Origin of the sequence: Xanthomonas sp. CFBP 8152, assembly GCF_014199025.1 — a bacterium.
Taxonomy (GTDB): domain Bacteria; phylum Pseudomonadota; class Gammaproteobacteria; order Xanthomonadales; family Xanthomonadaceae; genus Xanthomonas; species Xanthomonas arboricola_B.
The window spans coordinates 36,914-54,279 of the sequence record NZ_JACHNO010000003.1 but is presented as its reverse complement, the minus strand read 5'-3'; the positions used below and the strand labels follow the sequence as shown (position 1 = coordinate 54,279).

Annotated in this window: 18 protein-coding genes; 6 read left to right on the top strand and 12 right to left on the bottom strand. The window is 64.6% G+C overall.

The genetic code is table 11. The features are described 5' to 3' along the window. Window positions 1-79: 79 nt before the first annotated feature. Complete coding sequence (locus FHT09_RS11980) at window positions 80-898, top strand: histidine biosynthesis protein HisIE (RefSeq protein ID WP_104605802.1); 819 nt, start codon at window positions 80-82, stop codon at window positions 896-898. Window positions 899-1,364: 466 nt separating this feature from the next. Here the strand turns inward: FHT09_RS11980 and FHT09_RS11975 are convergent, their stop codons facing one another. The 8 genes from FHT09_RS11975 to FHT09_RS11940 all read right to left on the bottom strand — a co-directional run bounded on the left by FHT09_RS11975 (window position 1,365) and on the right by FHT09_RS11940 (window position 6,831). Further along, window positions 1,365-2,027 carry a DUF3313 domain-containing protein gene (locus tag FHT09_RS11975; RefSeq protein WP_104537720.1) on the bottom strand — a complete coding sequence of 221 codons (663 nt, stop codon included), beginning with the start codon at window positions 2,025-2,027 and terminating at the stop codon, window positions 1,365-1,367. A gap of 60 nt (window positions 2,028-2,087) precedes the next feature. Beyond that, on the bottom strand, window positions 2,088-2,381 hold the full coding sequence (locus FHT09_RS11970) for a hypothetical protein (RefSeq protein ID WP_104605863.1): 294 nt from the start codon (window positions 2,379-2,381) through the stop codon (window positions 2,088-2,090). A 100-nt stretch (window positions 2,382-2,481) separates the two neighbouring features. Continuing rightward, window positions 2,482-3,666: an ATP-binding protein gene (locus tag FHT09_RS11965; protein WP_104605801.1), complete on the bottom strand. Its 1,185-nt coding sequence runs from the start codon at window positions 3,664-3,666 to the stop codon at window positions 2,482-2,484. Continuing rightward, window positions 3,663-4,328: a response regulator transcription factor gene (locus FHT09_RS11960; RefSeq protein WP_104537722.1), complete on the bottom strand. Its 666-nt coding sequence runs from the start codon at window positions 4,326-4,328 to the stop codon at window positions 3,663-3,665. The genes FHT09_RS11965 and FHT09_RS11960 overlap by 4 nt, the downstream gene beginning before the upstream one ends. 138 nt (window positions 4,329-4,466) lie before the next feature. Further along, on the bottom strand, window positions 4,467-5,354 hold the full coding sequence (locus FHT09_RS11955) for a TIGR01777 family oxidoreductase (protein WP_104605800.1): 888 nt from the start codon (window positions 5,352-5,354) through the stop codon (window positions 4,467-4,469). Between the two features lie 198 nt (window positions 5,355-5,552). Beyond that, window positions 5,553-6,146, bottom strand: a complete 594-nt coding sequence (locus FHT09_RS11950) for a DUF4142 domain-containing protein (protein WP_104605799.1) — start codon at window positions 6,144-6,146, stop codon at window positions 5,553-5,555. Window positions 6,147-6,239: 93 nt separating this feature from the next. Beyond that, entirely contained in the window at window positions 6,240-6,506 is a 267-nt protein-coding gene (locus FHT09_RS11945) for a hypothetical protein (RefSeq protein ID WP_181141279.1), read from the bottom strand. Window positions 6,507-6,549: 43 nt separating this feature from the next. Further along, window positions 6,550-6,831, bottom strand: coding sequence for a hypothetical protein (locus FHT09_RS11940; protein ID WP_016902660.1), 282 nt, complete (start codon window positions 6,829-6,831; stop codon window positions 6,550-6,552). Between the two features lie 677 nt (window positions 6,832-7,508). Here FHT09_RS11940 and FHT09_RS11935 point away from each other — a divergent pair. Both FHT09_RS11935 and FHT09_RS11930 read left to right on the top strand, forming a co-directional pair. Continuing rightward, the gene (locus tag FHT09_RS11935; RefSeq protein ID WP_104605797.1) at window positions 7,509-8,618 is read left to right on the top strand and encodes a DUF3182 family protein; all 1,110 of its coding nucleotides are present in this window, start codon (window positions 7,509-7,511) and stop codon (window positions 8,616-8,618) included. After that, a complete protein-coding gene (locus FHT09_RS11930) occupies window positions 8,618-9,487 on the top strand; it encodes an alpha/beta fold hydrolase (protein ID WP_104605796.1) in 870 nt (289 codons plus the stop codon). Before FHT09_RS11935 ends, FHT09_RS11930 begins: the two co-directional genes overlap by 1 nt. 116 nt (window positions 9,488-9,603) lie before the next feature. On the opposite strand, the gene FHT09_RS11925 is transcribed toward FHT09_RS11930, so the two are convergent. Beyond that, window positions 9,604-10,416, bottom strand: a complete 813-nt coding sequence (locus FHT09_RS11925; protein WP_104605795.1) for a hypothetical protein — start codon at window positions 10,414-10,416, stop codon at window positions 9,604-9,606. A 456-nt stretch (window positions 10,417-10,872) separates the two neighbouring features. Then, a complete protein-coding gene (gene fabR / locus FHT09_RS11920) occupies window positions 10,873-11,520 on the bottom strand; it encodes an HTH-type transcriptional repressor FabR (RefSeq protein WP_010374793.1) in 648 nt (215 codons plus the stop codon). 93 nt (window positions 11,521-11,613) lie between these two features. Here fabR and FHT09_RS11915 point away from each other — a divergent pair, with 93 nt between their 5' ends. Next, a complete protein-coding gene (locus FHT09_RS11915; protein WP_104605794.1) occupies window positions 11,614-12,690 on the top strand; it encodes a ferredoxin reductase in 1,077 nt (358 codons plus the stop codon). Window positions 12,691-12,699: 9 nt separating this feature from the next. Further along, window positions 12,700-13,824, top strand: coding sequence for an acyl-CoA desaturase (locus FHT09_RS11910; protein ID WP_104605793.1), 1,125 nt, complete (start codon window positions 12,700-12,702; stop codon window positions 13,822-13,824). Between the two features lie 311 nt (window positions 13,825-14,135). On the opposite strand, the gene FHT09_RS11905 is transcribed toward FHT09_RS11910, so the two are convergent. Continuing rightward, window positions 14,136-15,695 (bottom strand): EAL domain-containing protein, encoded by a 1,560-nt coding sequence (locus FHT09_RS11905; RefSeq protein WP_104605792.1) that lies wholly within the window; start codon window positions 15,693-15,695, stop codon window positions 14,136-14,138. 382 nt (window positions 15,696-16,077) lie between these two features. Between FHT09_RS11905 and FHT09_RS11900 the strand changes: the two genes are divergently transcribed. Further along, the gene (locus FHT09_RS11900) at window positions 16,078-16,254 is read left to right on the top strand and encodes a hypothetical protein (protein WP_166776180.1); all 177 of its coding nucleotides are present in this window, start codon (window positions 16,078-16,080) and stop codon (window positions 16,252-16,254) included. A 440-nt stretch (window positions 16,255-16,694) separates the two neighbouring features. Here FHT09_RS11900 and FHT09_RS11895 read toward each other — a convergent pair whose 3' ends face one another. Next, window positions 16,695-17,204, bottom strand: coding sequence for a lipocalin family protein (locus FHT09_RS11895; RefSeq protein WP_166776182.1), 510 nt, complete (start codon window positions 17,202-17,204; stop codon window positions 16,695-16,697). Window positions 17,205-17,366 lie beyond the last annotated feature (162 nt).

Below are 17,366 nucleotides of genomic sequence, written 5' to 3'. Positions count from 1 at the left end.
TGATCCGATGCCTGTTCAGCATACGCATGCCGCTGCGCATCGCCCGCGTTTTCAGCACTGGTGCCCTTAAGGAGGGTCTATGAGCAACGGCAATGGTGTAACGGCAACCCTGTCCGACGCTGTCGATAGCGTCAAGAGCAGCGCCACCGAACTGGGCGAGCCCATCGCCAGCACCACCGGCGACGCGGTGGCCAGCGTGCAGGACGCGGCCGGCACGGCGGTGGCACAGGTCAAGACCCGCGTCGCCAAGGCGCGCAAGGCCGTGGTCAAGATCGAACGGCGCGTCGTCGAAAAGGCTGGCGATGCAGCCACCACGGTCAAGCGCAGCGTGGCCAAGACCAAGCGCTCGCTGGTGTCGAGCAAGGAGGCCGCCAAGGACAAGTTGACCGCCACCAAGGACGCCGCCAAGCAGAAGCTCGCATCCACCAAGGATGCAGCCAAGCAGAAGCTGAGCAGCACCACCGATGCCGCTAAAAAGAAGCTGGCCGACACCAAGGCCAGCACCAAGCAGAAGCTGGAAACCGCCAAGGCCAATGCCAAGGCCGAAGCGGCAACGCTGAGTGCCAAGACCGCTGCCAAGAGCGCAGCGCGCAAGAGCGCGGTGGCCACGCTGGGCGCGCGCGCGGCAGCAAAGAAGGCTGCCGCCAAGTCGGCCCCGGTCAAGAAGCCGGTCGCCAAGGCCATCGTCAAGCCCGCCGCCAAGAAGGCACCGGTGGCCAAGCAGACCGCCACCAGACAGGTCGCAGTGAAAGAGGCCCCGCCCAAGAAGGCGGTGACCAAGACCACCCTGAAGAAAGCCGCCAAGGTCACCAAGACCCCGGCCACGCGCGCAGTGGCCAAGACCACCGCTGCCCGCAAGGCCGTCGGCAAGAAAGTGGCCAAACGCGTGACGCGCTGATACTGCAGCACCAAGATGGCATTGCACGCTGGCAAGGCGTCGGCAGTGCAAACTGACAAAGGCCGCCGCTGTTCGTACAGCGGCGGCCTTTGTCGTAGTTTGGTCGTCAACGAGGCGATCGCTTTCTTGTTGCGCTCATGTGATCGGCCACGTGATTGGATCTGACATCTGAATCAGATTGGGCATCTCGTCCGTATCAATTGCCAGATGCGGGATATGGAGCCCCTCTCCCCACGGAGTGAGAAGGCACGGCCTGCGCGCCGTGGCGCGCGTGCCTTGGAGCGCCCGTGCCGCAAGCGAGAGTTGGCGTGAGGCGCCGGCCAAGCCCGCGTGTCGTTCCGGAGCCGCGAGGCTTCGCCCGCACCCTCATCCGCCCCTGCGGGGCACCTTCTCCCGGTGGGAGAAGAAAACTAGAAGCCATCGCTTCCGATAATCCGATTCCCGATTCCCGATTCCCGATTCCCAGCTACTTCATACCCTCGACCAACTGCTCGGCGCCCTTGCGAATACCTGCCTTTGCCGCGTCGTAGGCACCCAGGCTGGCCTTGATGTTCATTGCGCTCGGATACTGTTTTTCGACATAGGCGGCGAGCAGGCGGTTGCTCTGCGCGTCGAAGATTTCCACCGCGTAGCTGGCCGAGCCGGAGAATGCGCCCTCCTTGCCGCGTGCGGCCTGCACCGCGTTATAGGAACCGCCGCCCAGATCCACCTTCATGAAAGTGCCCAGCACTCGCTTGCTGGGTTTGGCACCGGTCAGGCTGATGCGCACGCGCAAGGTGTCGCGATCGGCCACCGTGGCGCGCTGCCAACGCCGCCCGATCGCATTGCCGAATTGCTGCTGCATGTAATCGGCCAGCATGCGTTTGTCCTGCTCGGGAACGTCTTCGAACTGCGCGTCCGGACCGCGATAGATGGTGACCGGCTCGACCAGTGCGGCGCGGTAGCGCGTCCAATCCACCTCGCTCTGATAGGCGTACGGCATGCGGTCACCACGGCTGCCATCATGCGGGCGCAGATAGCTCGAAGACGGCAACTGACTGTAGGGCATCGGGCGCGTACTGGCACAACCGATCAGCGTCACGCCGACAATCAGCAGCGCGCAGCAACGGACAGGGAAATGGGGCGACATGGGCAAATACCTGGAAAGTGGAGCAGATGGGGGCAATCGCGCGCGACCGAGGCCGCGCGCTCAATGCATCAGATAACTGGCCACCGCCAGCGCGGACACCATCGCGGCGGCAGTGAGCAACGCACCGCTTTTGGCCAACTGCCGCAGCCGGCGCGCCTGACGTGCGCTGCGGATGTCAGGCAGCCCGCTCCAGATGTCGCGATTGCGCGTGCCGGTGCGGCCACAGCGGAAGTCCAGTAGGGGCACGTCGGCCACAGGAGCAGGGGCAACGCTGTCGTTGGCAGCCGTAGGTGGTGCCAGCAGCAAAACGGCGGCGGAGGGAGGAAGCGGGATGGAACGGATCGAGTGAAACATCACCATGCATCCTGGATGCGTGCGGTGAGTGCACTGTAGGCAGCGGATGTTGGAAACTTATTGGGTTGGGCGATGGACGATTGCCGCGCGCCGTGTGCGTTCAGCCGGTGTGGCGCATGCCCTCGTTGGCGAACACCACGCGCACGCACAGGCCGCCGCCCTCGTGGCCTTCGCAGGTTTCGATGGTGGCTTGGTGCAGGCGCGCGATACCGGCAACCAGCGACAGCCCGATCCCGCTGCCCTGCACCTGGCTGCCGGCAATCCGGTAGAAACGTTCGAAGATGGACGCGTGGGCACTTTCCGGCACGCCGGGGCCGTCATCGCTGACCTGGACGAACGGATGCAGCGCATCGGCGCGCAGGCAATAGCCGCAACTCACTTCCACCATGCCGTAGGGCCGACCATAGCGGATGGCGTTGTCGACCAGATTGCGGATCAGGATGCCCACCGCATCCACATCGCAACGCAGCAGGCACGGCGATGCCTCCACCTGCAGATTGATGTGGCGGGCATCGGCCTGCACGCTGAATTCGTCCAGCACATGCGAGATCAGTTCGCCCATGTCCATCTGCTGGTACGTCGCCGAACTGATGCCTGCATCCAGCCGCGCCAGATCCAGCAGTTGCTCGGCCAGGCGGTTGCTGCGGCGCGCGGTTTCCAGCAGCTGCTGCAGCGCCGCGTCTTTGGCTTCCAGCGTAGGTGCGCGCAGCGCGACCTCGGCGTAGGCATGCAGCGCGGACAGCGGCGTGCGCAGTTCATGCGCGGCGTCAGCCACGAAATCGCGTTCGGCCTGCACGGTTTTTTCCACGCGGGCCAGCAGGGAATTGAAGGAGCCGATCAGCGGACGAATCTCGTCCGGCACCTGCGCCAGCGGCACCGGTTCGGTCTCCAGCCCGGTGCGTTGCGCGATGGCGCCGGAAATGGCGCGCAGCGGTGCGAGCGAGGTGCGTACCGCCCACCACACCAGCACACCCAGGACGCCCAGTTGCAAGGTGTTGAGCACCATCGCAATCAAGGTCTGCTTGAAACTCATCCGCGAGGAGACATTGCCGATCGGGGTATGCACGTCGACCGCAGCCGGCGGTTCCGGTGGCGTATCGAAGCGGTGCTCCAGCGCGTCGGGCAAGGCGCTGATCAGCTGGTCGCCGAACATGTTGAGCTCCTGCTCGAACACGCTGTGCTGGCCCTGGGTGACCAGGGCGACCAGGATCCACAGGGAGGTGGACCAGCTCAACAACACGATCGCGGCCAGCGCCGCCAGCATGCGCGCCTGCAGCGATTTCATTCGGGCGCCTTGCCGACCATGTAGCCCTGGCCATACACCGTGGAGATCAGCTCATCGCCCAGCTTGCGTCTCAGCTGGTGCACGTACACCGCAATCATGTTGCTGCCGCCTTCGGACGGACCGCCGTAGACGCCTTCTTCCAGTTGATCCTTGGTGACCACACGCCCAGCGCGCTCCATCAGTGCCAGCAGCAGGCGATATTCGTGCGAGCTCAATGCCACCCACTTGCCGTCCCGGGTGACCTTGCGGTTGCTCGGGTCCACGCAGACATCGCCCTGCGCGAGCAACGGCACCACGCGGCCCTGGCTGCGTCGGGTGATCGCACGCAATCGCGCCATCAGCTCGTCAAACTGGAACGGCTTGACCAGGTAGTCGTCGGCGCCGGCATCCAGGCCGCGGATGCGGTCGGTCAGCTGGCCGCGCGCAGTCAACGCGATCACCGGCGTGGCGTCGTAATGGCCGCGCATGAAGCGGATCACCGTCAGCCCGGACTCGCCCGGAAGGCCGATATCCAGCAGTACTGCGGTGTAGCGGTGGTCCACCAGCACGGTCTTGGCGGCGTTGGCGCTGCCGACGTGGTCGATAGTCCAAGACTGCTGGCGGACGCCATCGCAGATCGCGTTGGCCAGCATGGTGTCGTCTTCGACAAGCAGCAGGTGCATAGGTGTTCCGCCGGGCTCAGGGCCAGTCCGAGATCCGCAGCACTGTCGGAGATGGTCGTTAGGCAAATATTAGTGCATGGCCCGACAGTCCGTTGCAGCGCCGCTCATCGCGCAGGGTCCAGCCAGGCGGCGCACACGCTAGCGCTGCAGGATGGCGCGCAACGCCGCTTCCAGGCGGACGTACTGAAAGCGGAAGCCGGCATCCAGGGCGCGTTGCGGCAGCACGCGCTGGCTGATCAGCAGCAGCTCGGCCATTTCGCCGAAACCCAGGCGCAGCAGGCGGGCTGGTAGCGCCAGCAGCGCCGGGCGATGCAGCACGTGGGCCAGGGTGCGCGCGAACTCGGTATTGGTGACCGGGGTCGGCGCGGTGGCGTTGTAGGCACCGGCTTGGCCCTGTTCCAGCAACCACAGCAGCAACGCCACCATGTCGGCCCGATGGATCCAGCTCATCCAGTGCCGGCCATCGCCGAACGGGCCGCCGCCGCCAAAGCGAAACGCCGGCAGCATACGGGCCAGGGCGCCGCCGTCGCGATCGAGCACGATGCCGGTGCGGACCCAACTCACGCGCGGGCCGAGCGCGGCGATCCTGGTCGCTTCGGCCTCCCAGTCACGGCACAACTGTGCAGAGAAATCGTCGCCGGCGCGGTCTGCCTCGGTCAGGATGCTGTCGCCACGCTCGCCGTAATAGCCCACCGCCGAGCCGGAAATCAGCACCGACGGGCGCTGTTCGGCCGGCTGCTGCGCGATCCAGGCGTGCAGCTGGCCGGTCATGCCCAAGCGCGACGCGCGGAAGCGCTGCTTGCGCGCATCGGTCCAGCGGCCGGCAGCCAGCGGCTCGCCCGCCAGATTGATGACCGCATCGGCCTGCACGCCGTCCAGCGTGTCCACCACAGTCATGCCGGGCAGGCGACGCGCTGCGCGCCGCAGGTCGCGGGTCAGCACGCAGACCTGGTGCCCGGCCTGCACGAGTGCCGGACACAAGGCCTGGCCGATGAAGCCGGTGCCACCGGTGATGAGCAACTGCATGGGCATTCCTGCGCAGAATCGATGCGGCACGATAGGCCAGCGCCGCCTGCTGCGAAGTGAAGTCACTACTGCACGTGCTGTGTTGGCCGCGTGTGGCAACAGGATGGCGAACGGACGTAGGGCGCGCCGGACCGACAAGCCCCAAACGCAAACGCGCCGGGCAGGCCGGCGCGTCGGATGGGTGCCGATGCAACAGGCTCAGCGCGAGGAGGATACCGCGTGGGCACGCTCGAAGTGCGCCGACACCACGCGCCGGCTTTCTTCCAGATGCTGTTTGACCGGCGCGCTTTCGGCGGCGGGCAGCAGTTCGGCATCGATGATCTTGATGGTGTCGCCGTGATCGCTGACCATCGTGCGCAGGAAGGCATTGCGGTATGCGTCCTTGCCATCGGGCAAGGTCAATGTCTTTGCCAATGCATCCACTGCCGCCTTGCCCTTGGCGCGCATTGCATCGGCACGGGGGCTGCCGGTGGCACCCAGCGCCTTGCTCTTTTCCAGGTCGGCTTCGTGGTCGTGCAGCAACTGCTTGGCAAACGTGTCGGTCGCACCGCCAAGATCCTGCGCAATGGCTTGCTTGGCCAGCGCGATTTCGTTTTCATCCAGCGCCGCCAGCACGCCGAGCACGGCGGCGTCGCCCTTGGCCAATTCGGCCGCACCGGTTCCGCTAACCGGTGCGGCAGTGGGCTTGGGCGATACTGCTGGCGCAGTACGCGATGCATCGCCGCCGGGTCGATCGCAAGCGGTAAGGGAAAGCACGGCAAGGAGCGATGTCGCGACAAGAAGGGATTTCATGGAGATCCTAAAAAATGCGGCCAACGTAGCCGACAGTGGAATGCAAAGGAGCCGCTACGCGGCTCCGGTGATGCGAGGATCGGCGCCTACCGATCAAGCCATCTGCGGCTGGATGACAGGGCCAAGGCCAAACGGCCTGGTCGGCGCGCGCGCCGTGTCCTGTGCGGTGCGGCACACACGCGCCATGCGTGCAGTGCGCTCGCGAATCAGCGCATGTTCGCTGGTCGGGGCACTGCCCAGCAGGCTGGCAATATGGAAGCCAAGGATGTCCTCCGCGCGGTCGCCTTGGTCGCTGACGATGTGCGGAACCAGCCGCTCCAATCGCTCCAGCTCCTGCTGCACTTGATACGGGGTTTTCATGGTGCTCTCCAATAAGTAACGGTCCTGCTCGATATTTGCCTGCTCAGCTATTACGTGTACCCAGCCGCTGCCAGCAATCGGTGGCCAATTGCTCGTAGTTGGACTGTGTGCTCGATGAGATGAAGTGATGCTCCAGGCGGTCGCGAAACAGGCGCAAACGTTCCTGATCGCTCGACCGCGGCGCCTGCAGGTAGATGTCGCAGGCCATTTTCACCACCGGAGACAATTCGCTGAACTTGCCTGCACCCAGGTTGCCCTGCGCGTGTCGCGCCTGCCAATGCGCGATCTCGGCTTGTACATCGATGACGGATGGGTCTCTGCTCATGACTTCGCGTAGTCCGGGTTAAACAATTTGACATGCAGGGTAACTGTGGCTGTGTCAACGAATGATCATCGAACCCGACCATTCAACGAACGGTCGCAGTGTGCGCTTAACTGGTCAGCTTGCGGCTGCGCCTCTACACACTGTGTATGCACTCCACGGCGCGCGCAGGAGGGCTTCGATCGAATCCGCATCGATATGTTGAGCAGCGGTCAGCAATCGATTGCATTACCCGAACCACCGGCAATTCAGGCCTATGCGTTGCCAGTGCGGACCAGCGGATGGCTGCGTTGAAGCTGGAGAAGCATGCGTGCAACGCCGCAATTTACGGAAGATTCTGAATCGTTCCACACCCGTGTAACGTCTGATGCTTAGGATGCGGGATGACGTTATGGAGATGAGTACTCAGGATGCAGGACAGCGAAATCCGTCGTAAGGCGCAACCCGCAAGCGGTACCCCCGAAGCACGCGTGTGGTGGCATGCCCTGGTCGAACTACGTGGGGGACGTGTCGCCATCAGTTTGATCGTCGTCCTCGTGATTGTGTTTGCGTTCTATTTGACGCTGAAATAAGCCGTTTTTTTTCGGTGCCGGCGTGACGCCTTATGGCACCCACAGGCGTCTCGGCTGTTTGGGCAAGCCGGCAACGGCACGCGGCTTGATGCTGCGAGGGGAGGCGCGATGGCCTACAAGCAGTACTGCCGAGTCGTGGGGCACGTCACTCGGCCGCTGCCCGAGCACGGCCACGAGCGTGTCACGCACGCCTGGGTCTGCGGCGAAATTGCACGGTTGCTAGACGTGCACGGGGCGGGCCAAGCCAGTGATCGTACCGCCACAAGGCATGCTGGTGCGGGGGCCGTGTTTCATGTGCCCGATGAGACCTTAACGACGGAACAGGCGCATGGACTGGGTATCGACGATGCTGCGGACGTGCTGGGAGGCATCGTGCCGCATGCCTTCCTGGCAACAAAGGTGATCGGCCATCCGCTGATTGCCGACCACGCAACCACCATCGCCGGTTGGAACCAGACGCTTGCCACCGCGCTGAAGCCGGCCACATTGGCCGGCTATACGGTGTTTTCGCGCATGGATGCCCTGCATGCGTTGGAGATCCTGCTACCCGATGGCGGCGTGCGACTCAAGTTGCCGACCGGCGTTGGGGGCAATGGTCAATGGCGTATCGCCGGCGCAGCGCAACTCGCACAGCTGCTGGACAGCCTGCCGGAGGACTACCTGGGGACGCATGGCGCGGTACTGGAGCGCAACATCCTGCGACCCGTGACACACAGCGTGGGTGAGCTATGCGTCGCCGGCATTCAGATCGCCTACTACGGGACGCAATGCAACGTGCGCAATGCGCAGGATGAACAGGTCTACGGCGGCTCATCGCTGCATGTGTATCGCGGATCGCTCGAGGCACTGGCCATGACTGCATTGCCGTCCCTGCAACAGCGCGTGATCGAGCAAGCCTGCAGATACGATCGATTCATCACCGCCGCCTATCCTGAAGTACACATCTCGCGGCGCAATTACGATGTGGTCAGTGGCAGCGATGGGCAGGTCGGTTCGGTCTGCGGGGTGCTGGAGCAATCCTGGCGCGTTGGCGGCGCGACACCGGCCGAGCTCGCCGCGATCTCCAGCTTTCAGGATGACGCCAACCTGCAATGGGTGCGTGCATCCACGCATGAGATCTATCAGGGCGAACCGCCCGCGGATGCGCAGATCTACTACCGTGCAGAGCGCGCCGGGCCGGGTCCGCGCTTCAAATACAGGAGGGTATCCACCACCTAATGGAAGCCAAACTTTCCAGCATCCAGATTCCGGTCGACCGGGACGAACTCAGCGGTACCTTGCTGACGCCCACCGGCATTCCGGCAGTGTTGTTCGTGCACGGCTGGGGCGGCAACCAACACCACAGCCTGGTGCGCGCGCGCGAAGCGGTGGGCTTGGGCTGCATCTGCATGACCTTCGATCTGCGCGGTCACGAAGGCTACGCATCGATGCGCCGGAGCGTGACACGCGCGCAGAACCTGGACGACATCAAGGCCGCCTACGATCAGCTTGCCGGCCTGCCGTATGTCGATCCGCAGTCGATCGCAGTGGTCGGGCTCAGTTACGGCGGCTACCTGTCGGCATTGCTGACGCGCGAACGTCCGGTGGAATGGCTGGCGTTGCGCTCGCCCGCGCTCTACAAGGACGAGCACTGGGATCGCCCCAAGGTGAGCCTCAACGCGGATCCGGAACTGATGGACTATCGGCAACGCGTACTGACCCCCGACGACAACATCGCCCTGGCCGCCTGTGCCGATTACAGGGGCGATGTGCTGTTGGTGGAGGCGCAACACGATGTGATCGTGCCGCATCCGGTATTGCGCAACTACGCCGATGCCTTCGTCAGTGCGCGTTCGCTGAGTGCGCGTGTGATTGCCGGTGCCGATCACGCATTGAGCGTCAAGGAGCACCAGCAGGAGTACACGCGCATGCTGATCGACTGGCTGACCGAGATGGTGGTGGGTCGGCGTATCGCCCTGGCCAAGGAAGTGGTGGCTGCGCGCAAGCAGAGGCTCAAGCAGCAACAGGGCGATATGACGTCGGCGCCGGGGCAGAATGCACGCGAATTCCGTGGCGATATCCGTGCAGTGGAAAACAGCTCCAGCTGAGTCGTGTGCACACTGCGCCGCAGTGTGTCTGGCGCTGCTTTCGACAAAAAATAACGGGCCCATCGGCCCGTTATTTTTCTTAAACCTCAGAGTGGCTTGCGCCAGGCTATTGCACTCTAGACGCGCGGGTCGGTCGGGTTGCGCCGCGCGGTCTCGTCGTGACGCTCGGAATCGAACGCCTCGCGTACCGCATGCTTGGCCTTTTCCCAGCTCAGACGCGAGTTGGACTTGAAACGGTCCCAGCCATCGCCCAAGTCACGCTCCAGATGGTCGTCCCACTGGCGGCCGGCATGTAGCTGACGTGCCTGCATGCCATAACGGTAGGCGGGGCGATAGTCGTCGTAGGAATACTCGGCATCACGATAGTCCGCGCTGTCGAAGCGGCCTTCATAGTGCGTGTCGCCCTCGCGGTAGACGCTGTGCGTGCGATCAGCGCGCTCCCAGGCGTCGCGGGCGGCGAGTCGCGCCTCGTCCCACTCCAGCCGCGATTCGCCGCGATTGCGTGGCCATTCGCCGGCCAGGGTCGCTTCGGTTTCCTCCCAGGTGCTGGTCGGACGCGTTTCGCGCGCCTGCAGGCCAAAACCGTAGACGGTGGCGTAATCGCGATCGTAATCGGTGCCTTGCTTGTAGTAAGGACGGTTCTGATGTTCCTGGCGCCAGTATTCGGCCTCCACGGTCGGGTCCAGCCGCTCGGCCACGCCCTTGCCGGCTGCAGCGCCTGCCACTACGCCAACGGCAGCACCGATCAAGGTGCCCAGCGGACCGAACACGGTGCCGGCCAGTGCGCCCGCGGCAGCGCCGCCTGCGATACCACCTACACCCACACCCACCGGATGCGAACCGGGTGCACCGGAGATCGGGTCACGATTCAGATCCTGCGCTTCGGCCTTGCGTTCCTGCTTGTCGAGAGGGGTGTCGTGGTTGCTCATGTCGTCTCCGGGGTAGCTGTAGGTGCGTCTGTCGAGCAGATCGCGAACGTGGCGCCACCTTGGCCAGACAGGAGTGAAACGCGTGTGCTTGGATGTGAGTGTCGTCGCGACAAGACTGAACTGTGCATGCGCCGTCATAGATGAGGCTGCTGGTGCCAGCGTGCAAAGACGCGCGCGAGCAAGGGCGTACGACAGGTCGCTGGATTGGCCAGTGGCATTACGTCACTGGCGCCATGGAGAGTGGCTACCAGCCCATCAGCCGGTAACACCAAGATTGTTTTCTACAACGCTAGGCTCTTGAACGGCACTACGGACAACGGCTGCAAGGTTATGGACGCACTCACAGTGCTTGCATGCGACTTGATCCCTGCGCTGGCAGCAAGACCGCATCGCGCAACGACCGAACATCACCGATGAAAGCGCAACAGACAGGTCGCTTCCGAGGTCAAGCCATCGTTACCCGCCGTGCGTGCCCAACGTGCGTGCGCCGGTCAGTATCATGCGCAGCATCTGCGAGATCTGCTCGATCAACTCGGGGTCTTTTTCCGGCGGCGAGTCCATCGCCACCGCGCCCATCGCAAACACCAGCCGGGTGATCGCCTTGGACACCAGCGCCGGTGCATGCAGCTTGGCGTTGTCGGCGGCGGCCAGGCGGATCAGGTCCACCCGCAGCTCGTCTTCGAAATAGCTGAGTTCGCGCTCCACTGCCTGCTTGAACGCATCCGAGCCCACCGCCCCCTCGCGCAGCAGCACGTGCAGCAATTTGTCGTCGGCGCGCAGCTGTTCCATGAAGGCTTCGACCGACACGCGGATGACGCTGCGGTCGGTGGAGGTGGCGCGCTGGCGGGCCTGGCCGATGATGGTACGCAACGAACGCCCGGCCAGATCGATCAAGGCCACCGCCAGCTCGTCCATGTCGCGGAACTGGCGATAGAAGCTGTTCGGCGCGATGCCGGCTTCGCGTGCCACTTCACGCAGGCTCAGCGTGGACAGGCTGCGGTGCGGTCCGATCAGCGACAGCGCCGCAGCGATCAGATCCTCGCGTGAAATCGCCGGCTTGCGTGACGGCGGCGCGTCGTGGGAAGGCAGTGCGATGGAGGTCATGGGACGGCAGCCGGGCGTGGGCCTGAATCATAGCCCCTCTGGTCGATATACAACTGTATACACGGCTGTGCATGCATGCGTATAGTGCGATCCATGAACCTGGCATCTCCTCCCAAGTCCAAGTCACCGTTGCCGACACGTCTGGCGCGCCGGCTGGTGTCGCCGCAGTTGTTCGATTTCTGGGCGACCCGGCTCAATCCCTTGTGGACGCTGGAACGGCCGATGGCCCGCCTGGTCGCGCGTACGGCGGCCAGCAGCAATGCGGTGACCCTGGTGTTGCGGCCCAATGGCCACTGGCGGGGCCTGCAGGCCGGTCAGCACGTCAGCCTGGGCGTGGAGATCGAAGGCCGCCGCCTGCTCCGCAGCTACAGCCCGACCGTGCTGGCCGATGGCCGCCTGGCGATTACCGTCAAGGCGATCGAAGGTGGGCTGGTCAGCCGCTACCTTGCCGGCGCTGCGCCGATCGGAACGGTGGTGTCGCTGGATCCGGCCTTCGGCGACATGCTGTTGCCGACCGCCCCGACGCCGCTGTTGCTGCTGGCTGCCGGCTCGGGCATCACCCCGATGCGCGCGTTGCTGCAGGCCGCCGCGCAAGCCGGCATGCCGATGGACGTGGACCTGCTGTACTGGGTGCGCCAGCGCGACGAAGCCTGCTTCGTCGATGAATTCGAGGCAATGGCCGCCGCATATCCGCGCTTGCGCGTACGGTTGCTGGCCACCCGCGAAGGCACCGCGCCGGCTGCACGCATCGATACCTATCCGTTGGAGCAGATCGCCGATCTTTCCGCCCGTCACGTCATGGTCTGCGGCCCGGGCGGTTTCGTGCAGGCTGCGCGTGCGCGCCTGCAGGGCCGCGTGGCCGCGTTCCAGGCCGAAGCCTTCAGCGTGCCGACGCTGGAAGACGGCGAAGCCGGTGACGTGCAGGTCCAGCTGTCACGCAGCGGCCGTACGCTCAGCCTGCCGCGCGGCCAGTCGCTGCTTGAAGGGCTGGAAGCGCAAGGCCTGCGTCCGAAACACGGCTGCCGCATGGGCATTTGCAATAGCTGCGCCTGCGCGCGCCAGTCCGGGACCACACGCCACCTGTTGACCGGTGAGCGCAGCAACGAACCCACCGCACAGGTCCGCCTGTGCATCAGTGCCCCGAGCACTGACCTGATCCTGGATCTGTAAGGAATCTTCATGAGCCGAGTCCACAACCGTGCCCTGTCCGCTGCCGAACTGCAGTCCTTCGGCGACGAACTCGATGCCATCCGCGCCCGCGTCCAGGCCCAGGTCGGCGCCGCCGACGCGCGTTACATCCGCCGCATCGTGGCGGCGGTGCGCTGGACCGGCGTGGCCGGTCGCGCGCTGCTGTTCCTGGGCGCCTTCGTGCACAGCGTGCTGATCCCGGCGTGGATCGCCGGCGTGGTGCTGCTGACCCTGTCCAAGATCCTGGAGAACATGGAGCTGGGCCACAACGTCATGCACGGCCAGTACGACTGGATGGGTGACCCGCAGCTCAACGGCAACACCTACGAGTGGGACATCGTCGCCACCGGCGACAACTGGCGCAAGACGCACAACTTCAAGCACCACACCTACACCAACGTGCGCGGCATGGACGACGACATCGGCTACGGCCTGCTGCGCATCTTCCCCGAGCAGCGCTGGCGCCCGTTCTACCTGCTACAGCCGTTCGTGGCGGTGTTCTTCGCGCTGCTGTTCGAGTGGGGCGTGGCGATCCAGGACCTGCGCCTGGGCCGCTGGTTCGCCGGCAAGATGAAGGCGGCCGAATTGCGCGCCTCGTTCCTGCCGGTCGGCCGCAAGATGGGCCGCCAGATGCTCAAGGACTACATCGTGTTCCCGCTGCTTGCCGGCCCCTTCTTCCTGACCGTGCTGCTGGGCAACCTGGCCGCCAACGTGCTGCGCAGCATCTGGACCTTCGTGATCATCTTCTGCGGCCACTTCACCGCCGATGCGGAAGTGTTCCCGAAGGAGTCGATCCGCAACGAGTCGCGCGGCCACTGGTATCTGCGTCAGCTGCGGGGTTCCTCGAACCTCACCGGCGGCAAGCTGATGAACGTGCTGTCGGGCAATCTGAGCCACCAGATCGAGCATCACTTCTACCCGGACCTGCCGGCCAATCGCTACGCGCAGATTGCGGTCGAGGTGAAGCAGATCTGTGCGCGTTACGGCCAGCACTACAACACCGGCTCGCTGCCGCGCCAGTTCGGCCAGGTGATGTGGCGGATCGTGCGGCACGCGTTCCCGAGCCGGCCCAAGCCGGTACGCCGACAACGCGAAGGCGCCCTGCAGAGCGCCTGATCGAAAGGGCCGCCATTGGCGGCCTTTTTTTGGGGTGCAGTCAGTCCCTGCCGGATCGCCACACGAGATTGCGCCTTGCCGGGTGCTCAGCATCGGTGCTTGCGGCAGGGGGGAACTCAAAGCGGTAGCGCCAGCTCGGGCAACACGCTTTCGGGCAATTTGAGCTTGCGTGCGGGTGAGATCAGCACCTGCGCTGCGATTCGAGAATGCCGTGCGCGCACAACGTTTATTACGGTGCCCGGATCGTCGTGGCTGTTGGTCGACTGCGCGTTCTGACAGCCCCGGTCAGCAGGGTGCCGTACTGGCGCTGGTCATTGCGCGGCGCCGCGCATCAGCGCGTGGTAGGCGATGAAGCCGGTAGCCGGCAGCGCGCGCGAGAACAGCCAGCCCTGGGCCAGATCCACGCCGTGTGCACGCAGATAGTCCAGTTGCTCCTGTCGTTCCACGCCTTCGGCAATGGTGCGTAACTGCAGCGTCTTGGCCATGTCGATGATGTGCGAGGTCACCGCGCTGGTGGCCGAGTGGGTGCCGATGGTGTCCACGAAGGACTTGTCGATCTTCAGCGCATCCAGGGGCAACCCCTGCAGGTACTGCAGGCTCGAATAGCCCGTGCCAAAGTCGTCGATTGACACCGTGTGGCCGGCACCGCGCAGGTGGATGATGGTGGCGCGTGCCGCTTCGATGTCCATCAGGCTGCGTTCGGTCGCTTCCACCCACAACTGCCCGCTGTCCACGCTGGTGCCGTGCAGCGCCTGGGCAAGCACGGTCTGCACACGGCCGCTCTTGATGTCTTCGGCGGAGACATTGATAGCCACGTGCAGGGAGGGTTCGGTCGCCAGGGTCGGGCCGAGGTCGCGGATGACTTCAGCCACCACCAGATCGGTGATCGGCAGGATCAAGCCGCTTTCTTCGGCCAGCGGAATGAAGGCATCGGGCGGGATAAGCACGCCATCGGGTTGCTGCCAGCGCACCAGCGCCTCGGCACCGACGCAGGCGCCGGTGTCGAGTGCGATGATCGGCTGGTAATGCACGACGAACTCATTGCGCTGGACTGCAATTTCAAGCCGTGCCAGCGGCGACAATCGCCGCCGCGATATCCAGATCACCAGGCTGACCAACAGCAGGGCCAGCGCAGTGCCGACCGGTACCACTTGCAGCCGTGCGGCCGCCAGCGGCCCGCGTAGATACGCTATGGGCTCGGTGACGACCGCGGCCCAGTCGCCGCGGCGGTCGCGGCCGGACAGTGCTTGGGCATCTGCGCCGGTGCCGGATGCATCGGCCGGCGGTGCGATCAGCAACTGCTCGGCGGCGGTGCCGGTACTGCTCAGTATCTGTCCGTCCGGCGTGCCGATCGCCAACTGCAGGCCGGGCGGCAGGTTGATGTCGGTCAGTGTGTCCGGATTGATCAGGACGTTGTAGTCCCGCAGCTGCAAGGCCATCAGCAGATGCTGCGGATTGGCCAGCGGGCGCAGCCGGGTGGTGACGGCAATGCCGCGCTTGACCACGAAATCGGCCGTGGTGTGTGCAACGGCCTCCGGTGATGGCCCCCACGAGGTGCAGCGCAACCGGCCCTGCTGGATGTATCCCAGTTCGACGATGTAATGACTGGCCAGCACCAGTGCGCGCATCTGCGCCAGATGCGATGGGGAGCAGGGCGGCAGCTGCGATGCGGCCATGCTCAATAGCGCGCCATGCGCCTCGTCGAAGGCGGTATCGGTGCGCCGGATCGACAGTGCCGCGAGCTGCGCGAGTTTGCTTTCCTCGCGGTCCAGCGCCAGCCGCCATGCCAAGTAGTAGGACAGGCTGATCGGAAGTGCTGCGCATAGCAGCACAAGCAATACGGTCACACTGATGATGCGTTGACGCTTCACCTCACCACCCGCATCTGCGTGGAGGCGAGCTTACGCACAACAGCCCGAGCAGCGCATCGCTGGCGCGCAGCGCCCTATGAACGGCGCGGCGCACCTGCGCCGCATCCGGAGGTGCCGCGCGAAGACGGTTGAGACAGTGACGGTGGACGGGTGAGGTTGCACGACGCGAATGTACGACAGACACATGGGTTGCGCGCGTCCGGGGAGCGAAGCGGATGTGATTTTCTGCAGATGACAGTGGCGGGGACGTGGCAATCGGCCTCGTCAATGGATTCACGCGCCCGCACAAGGCGGCGCGCTAGGGTCGGGCCGTCTGTGCTCCCACGCGGGAGCCGCGGCGCCACCCGGCTCCGTGCAAGGCACTCTCCCTGGAGGAATCACCATGACAACGCAGAAAGAACGCGTCGGCGGCACCGATGCAGTGCCGATCTTCAAGATGCAGGAAACCACCCGCGATGGCGAGCTGACCAAGTATGTGGTCGGGGACACCGGGGTCGCCTTCGACAGCCTGGAGGGCGCGCAGGCTGCGGCCAAGGATCTGGGCGCTCTCAACGGTTGAGTCGGCCTGCAATCCGGTCGCCAGTCCTCCACTACCAGATAGGCCAGGGCTGGTCGTCGAGGGCGCGATGCCCTCACCGCCTGCGGGACACGCCGCGCATCGTCCGTGGAAGCTCCGTGGCGGCATCCATGCCGTAAAAGGTCCGGCAACTGGTAAGGCGCCGCACCAGCAAGTTGTCGGCTGCCCACCATTGCAGGACCTTGTGCGGCATGGATGCCGCACAAGGTCCTGCAAGGACGTACTTGCGCCGTGTCCCGCGACGGTAGGCGGGCGGCAAGGGCACTGCGACCAAGCCACAGCTCAGCCGCTCTAGCGTTGGTCTAGCTCTACAGCTGATCGATCGTTGCAACCAGTTCCCTAGAGATACAAGACCTTCGCTGGTCGAAGGTGCGGGTCCTCGCCGGAGTGGTGCAGCCTGCCTCGTCGGCTCGGCACAAAAATCAGGGAAGTGGCTGCTCCGTCAGTCGCCCGGTGTGCGGGGTGTGGATCAACGGGGCCAGATCGAAGCCCTGTTCGCGCGCATGCGCCAGATAGGCCTGGGTGATGTTTTCGTCCAGCTGCGGCAGCCTTGCCAGCAGCCACAGGTACTTTCGGTCGGGGCCGCCGACCAGCGCGGCGGTGTAGTCCGCATCGATGCGCATCACCCAGTAATCGCCTTTGGTGAAAGGAATCCAGCGCAGGCCTTCGGGCAGGAAGGTGACCTCCAGTCGCGCGTTGCTGTCATCGATGGCGCGCGCCTGCCCGATTGCTTCTTTGAACTCGCCCTCGGCGGCCAGGCAGCGGTTCTGTACCCGCACCGTGCCATCGTCCTGCAGCGAATAGTGCGCCGACACATCAGTGCAATCGGCATCTTCGAAGCGAATCGGCAGCCGTGCGATTTCGTACCAGGTGCCCAGATAGCGATTCAGGTCCAGGGATGGGACGGTGACTAGGTTGGGAAGTCGGCTCATGGCGGCCTCTGCGCAGTGGTGTGGCGGACGTTGTACGTGCATCGCCATGAAATGGATGTTGCGACGCTGAAGAGAGCGTGTGGACGTACTGGCAAAAATGCTGTGCTGCCCGATAGCGGCAAGCGCACGCGTTTTGCCGCCAAGCCAGTAGCGGACAGCCGG

Bases quoted from the DNA above. Each gene is read 5' to 3' on its own strand.
- FHT09_RS11925 (WP_104605795.1), bottom strand. From the start codon at position 10,416: ATGAGCAACCACGACACCCCTCTCGACAAGCAGGAACGCAAGGCCGAA.
- FHT09_RS11950 (WP_104605799.1), bottom strand. From the start codon at position 6,146: ATGAAATCCCTTCTTGTCGCGACATCGCTCCTTGCCGTGCTTTCCCTT.
- fabR (WP_010374793.1), bottom strand. From the start codon at position 11,520: ATGACCTCCATCGCACTGCCTTCCCACGACGCGCCGCCGTCACGCAAG.
- FHT09_RS11980 (WP_104605802.1), top strand. From the start codon at position 80: ATGAGCAACGGCAATGGTGTAACGGCAACCCTGTCCGACGCTGTCGAT.
- FHT09_RS11955 (WP_104605800.1), bottom strand. From the start codon at position 5,354: ATGCAGTTGCTCATCACCGGTGGCACCGGCTTCATCGGCCAGGCCTTG.
- FHT09_RS11970 (WP_104605863.1), bottom strand. From the start codon at position 2,381: ATGTTTCACTCGATCCGTTCCATCCCGCTTCCTCCCTCCGCCGCCGTT.
- FHT09_RS11945 (WP_181141279.1), bottom strand. From the start codon at position 6,506: ATGAAAACCCCGTATCAAGTGCAGCAGGAGCTGGAGCGATTGGAGCGG.
- FHT09_RS11910 (WP_104605793.1), top strand. From the start codon at position 12,700: ATGAGCCGAGTCCACAACCGTGCCCTGTCCGCTGCCGAACTGCAGTCC.
- FHT09_RS11915 (WP_104605794.1), top strand. From the start codon at position 11,614: ATGAACCTGGCATCTCCTCCCAAGTCCAAGTCACCGTTGCCGACACGT.
- FHT09_RS11940 (WP_016902660.1), bottom strand. From the start codon at position 6,831: ATGAGCAGAGACCCATCCGTCATCGATGTACAAGCCGAGATCGCGCAT.
- FHT09_RS11895 (WP_166776182.1), bottom strand. From the start codon at position 17,204: ATGAGCCGACTTCCCAACCTAGTCACCGTCCCATCCCTGGACCTGAAT.
- FHT09_RS11930 (WP_104605796.1), top strand. From the start codon at position 8,618: ATGGAAGCCAAACTTTCCAGCATCCAGATTCCGGTCGACCGGGACGAA.
- FHT09_RS11935 (WP_104605797.1), top strand. From the start codon at position 7,509: ATGGCCTACAAGCAGTACTGCCGAGTCGTGGGGCACGTCACTCGGCCG.
- FHT09_RS11975 (WP_104537720.1), bottom strand. From the start codon at position 2,027: ATGTCGCCCCATTTCCCTGTCCGTTGCTGCGCGCTGCTGATTGTCGGC.
- FHT09_RS11960 (WP_104537722.1), bottom strand. From the start codon at position 4,328: ATGCACCTGCTGCTTGTCGAAGACGACACCATGCTGGCCAACGCGATC.
- FHT09_RS11900 (WP_166776180.1), top strand. From the start codon at position 16,078: ATGACAACGCAGAAAGAACGCGTCGGCGGCACCGATGCAGTGCCGATC.
- FHT09_RS11965 (WP_104605801.1), bottom strand. From the start codon at position 3,666: ATGAAATCGCTGCAGGCGCGCATGCTGGCGGCGCTGGCCGCGATCGTG.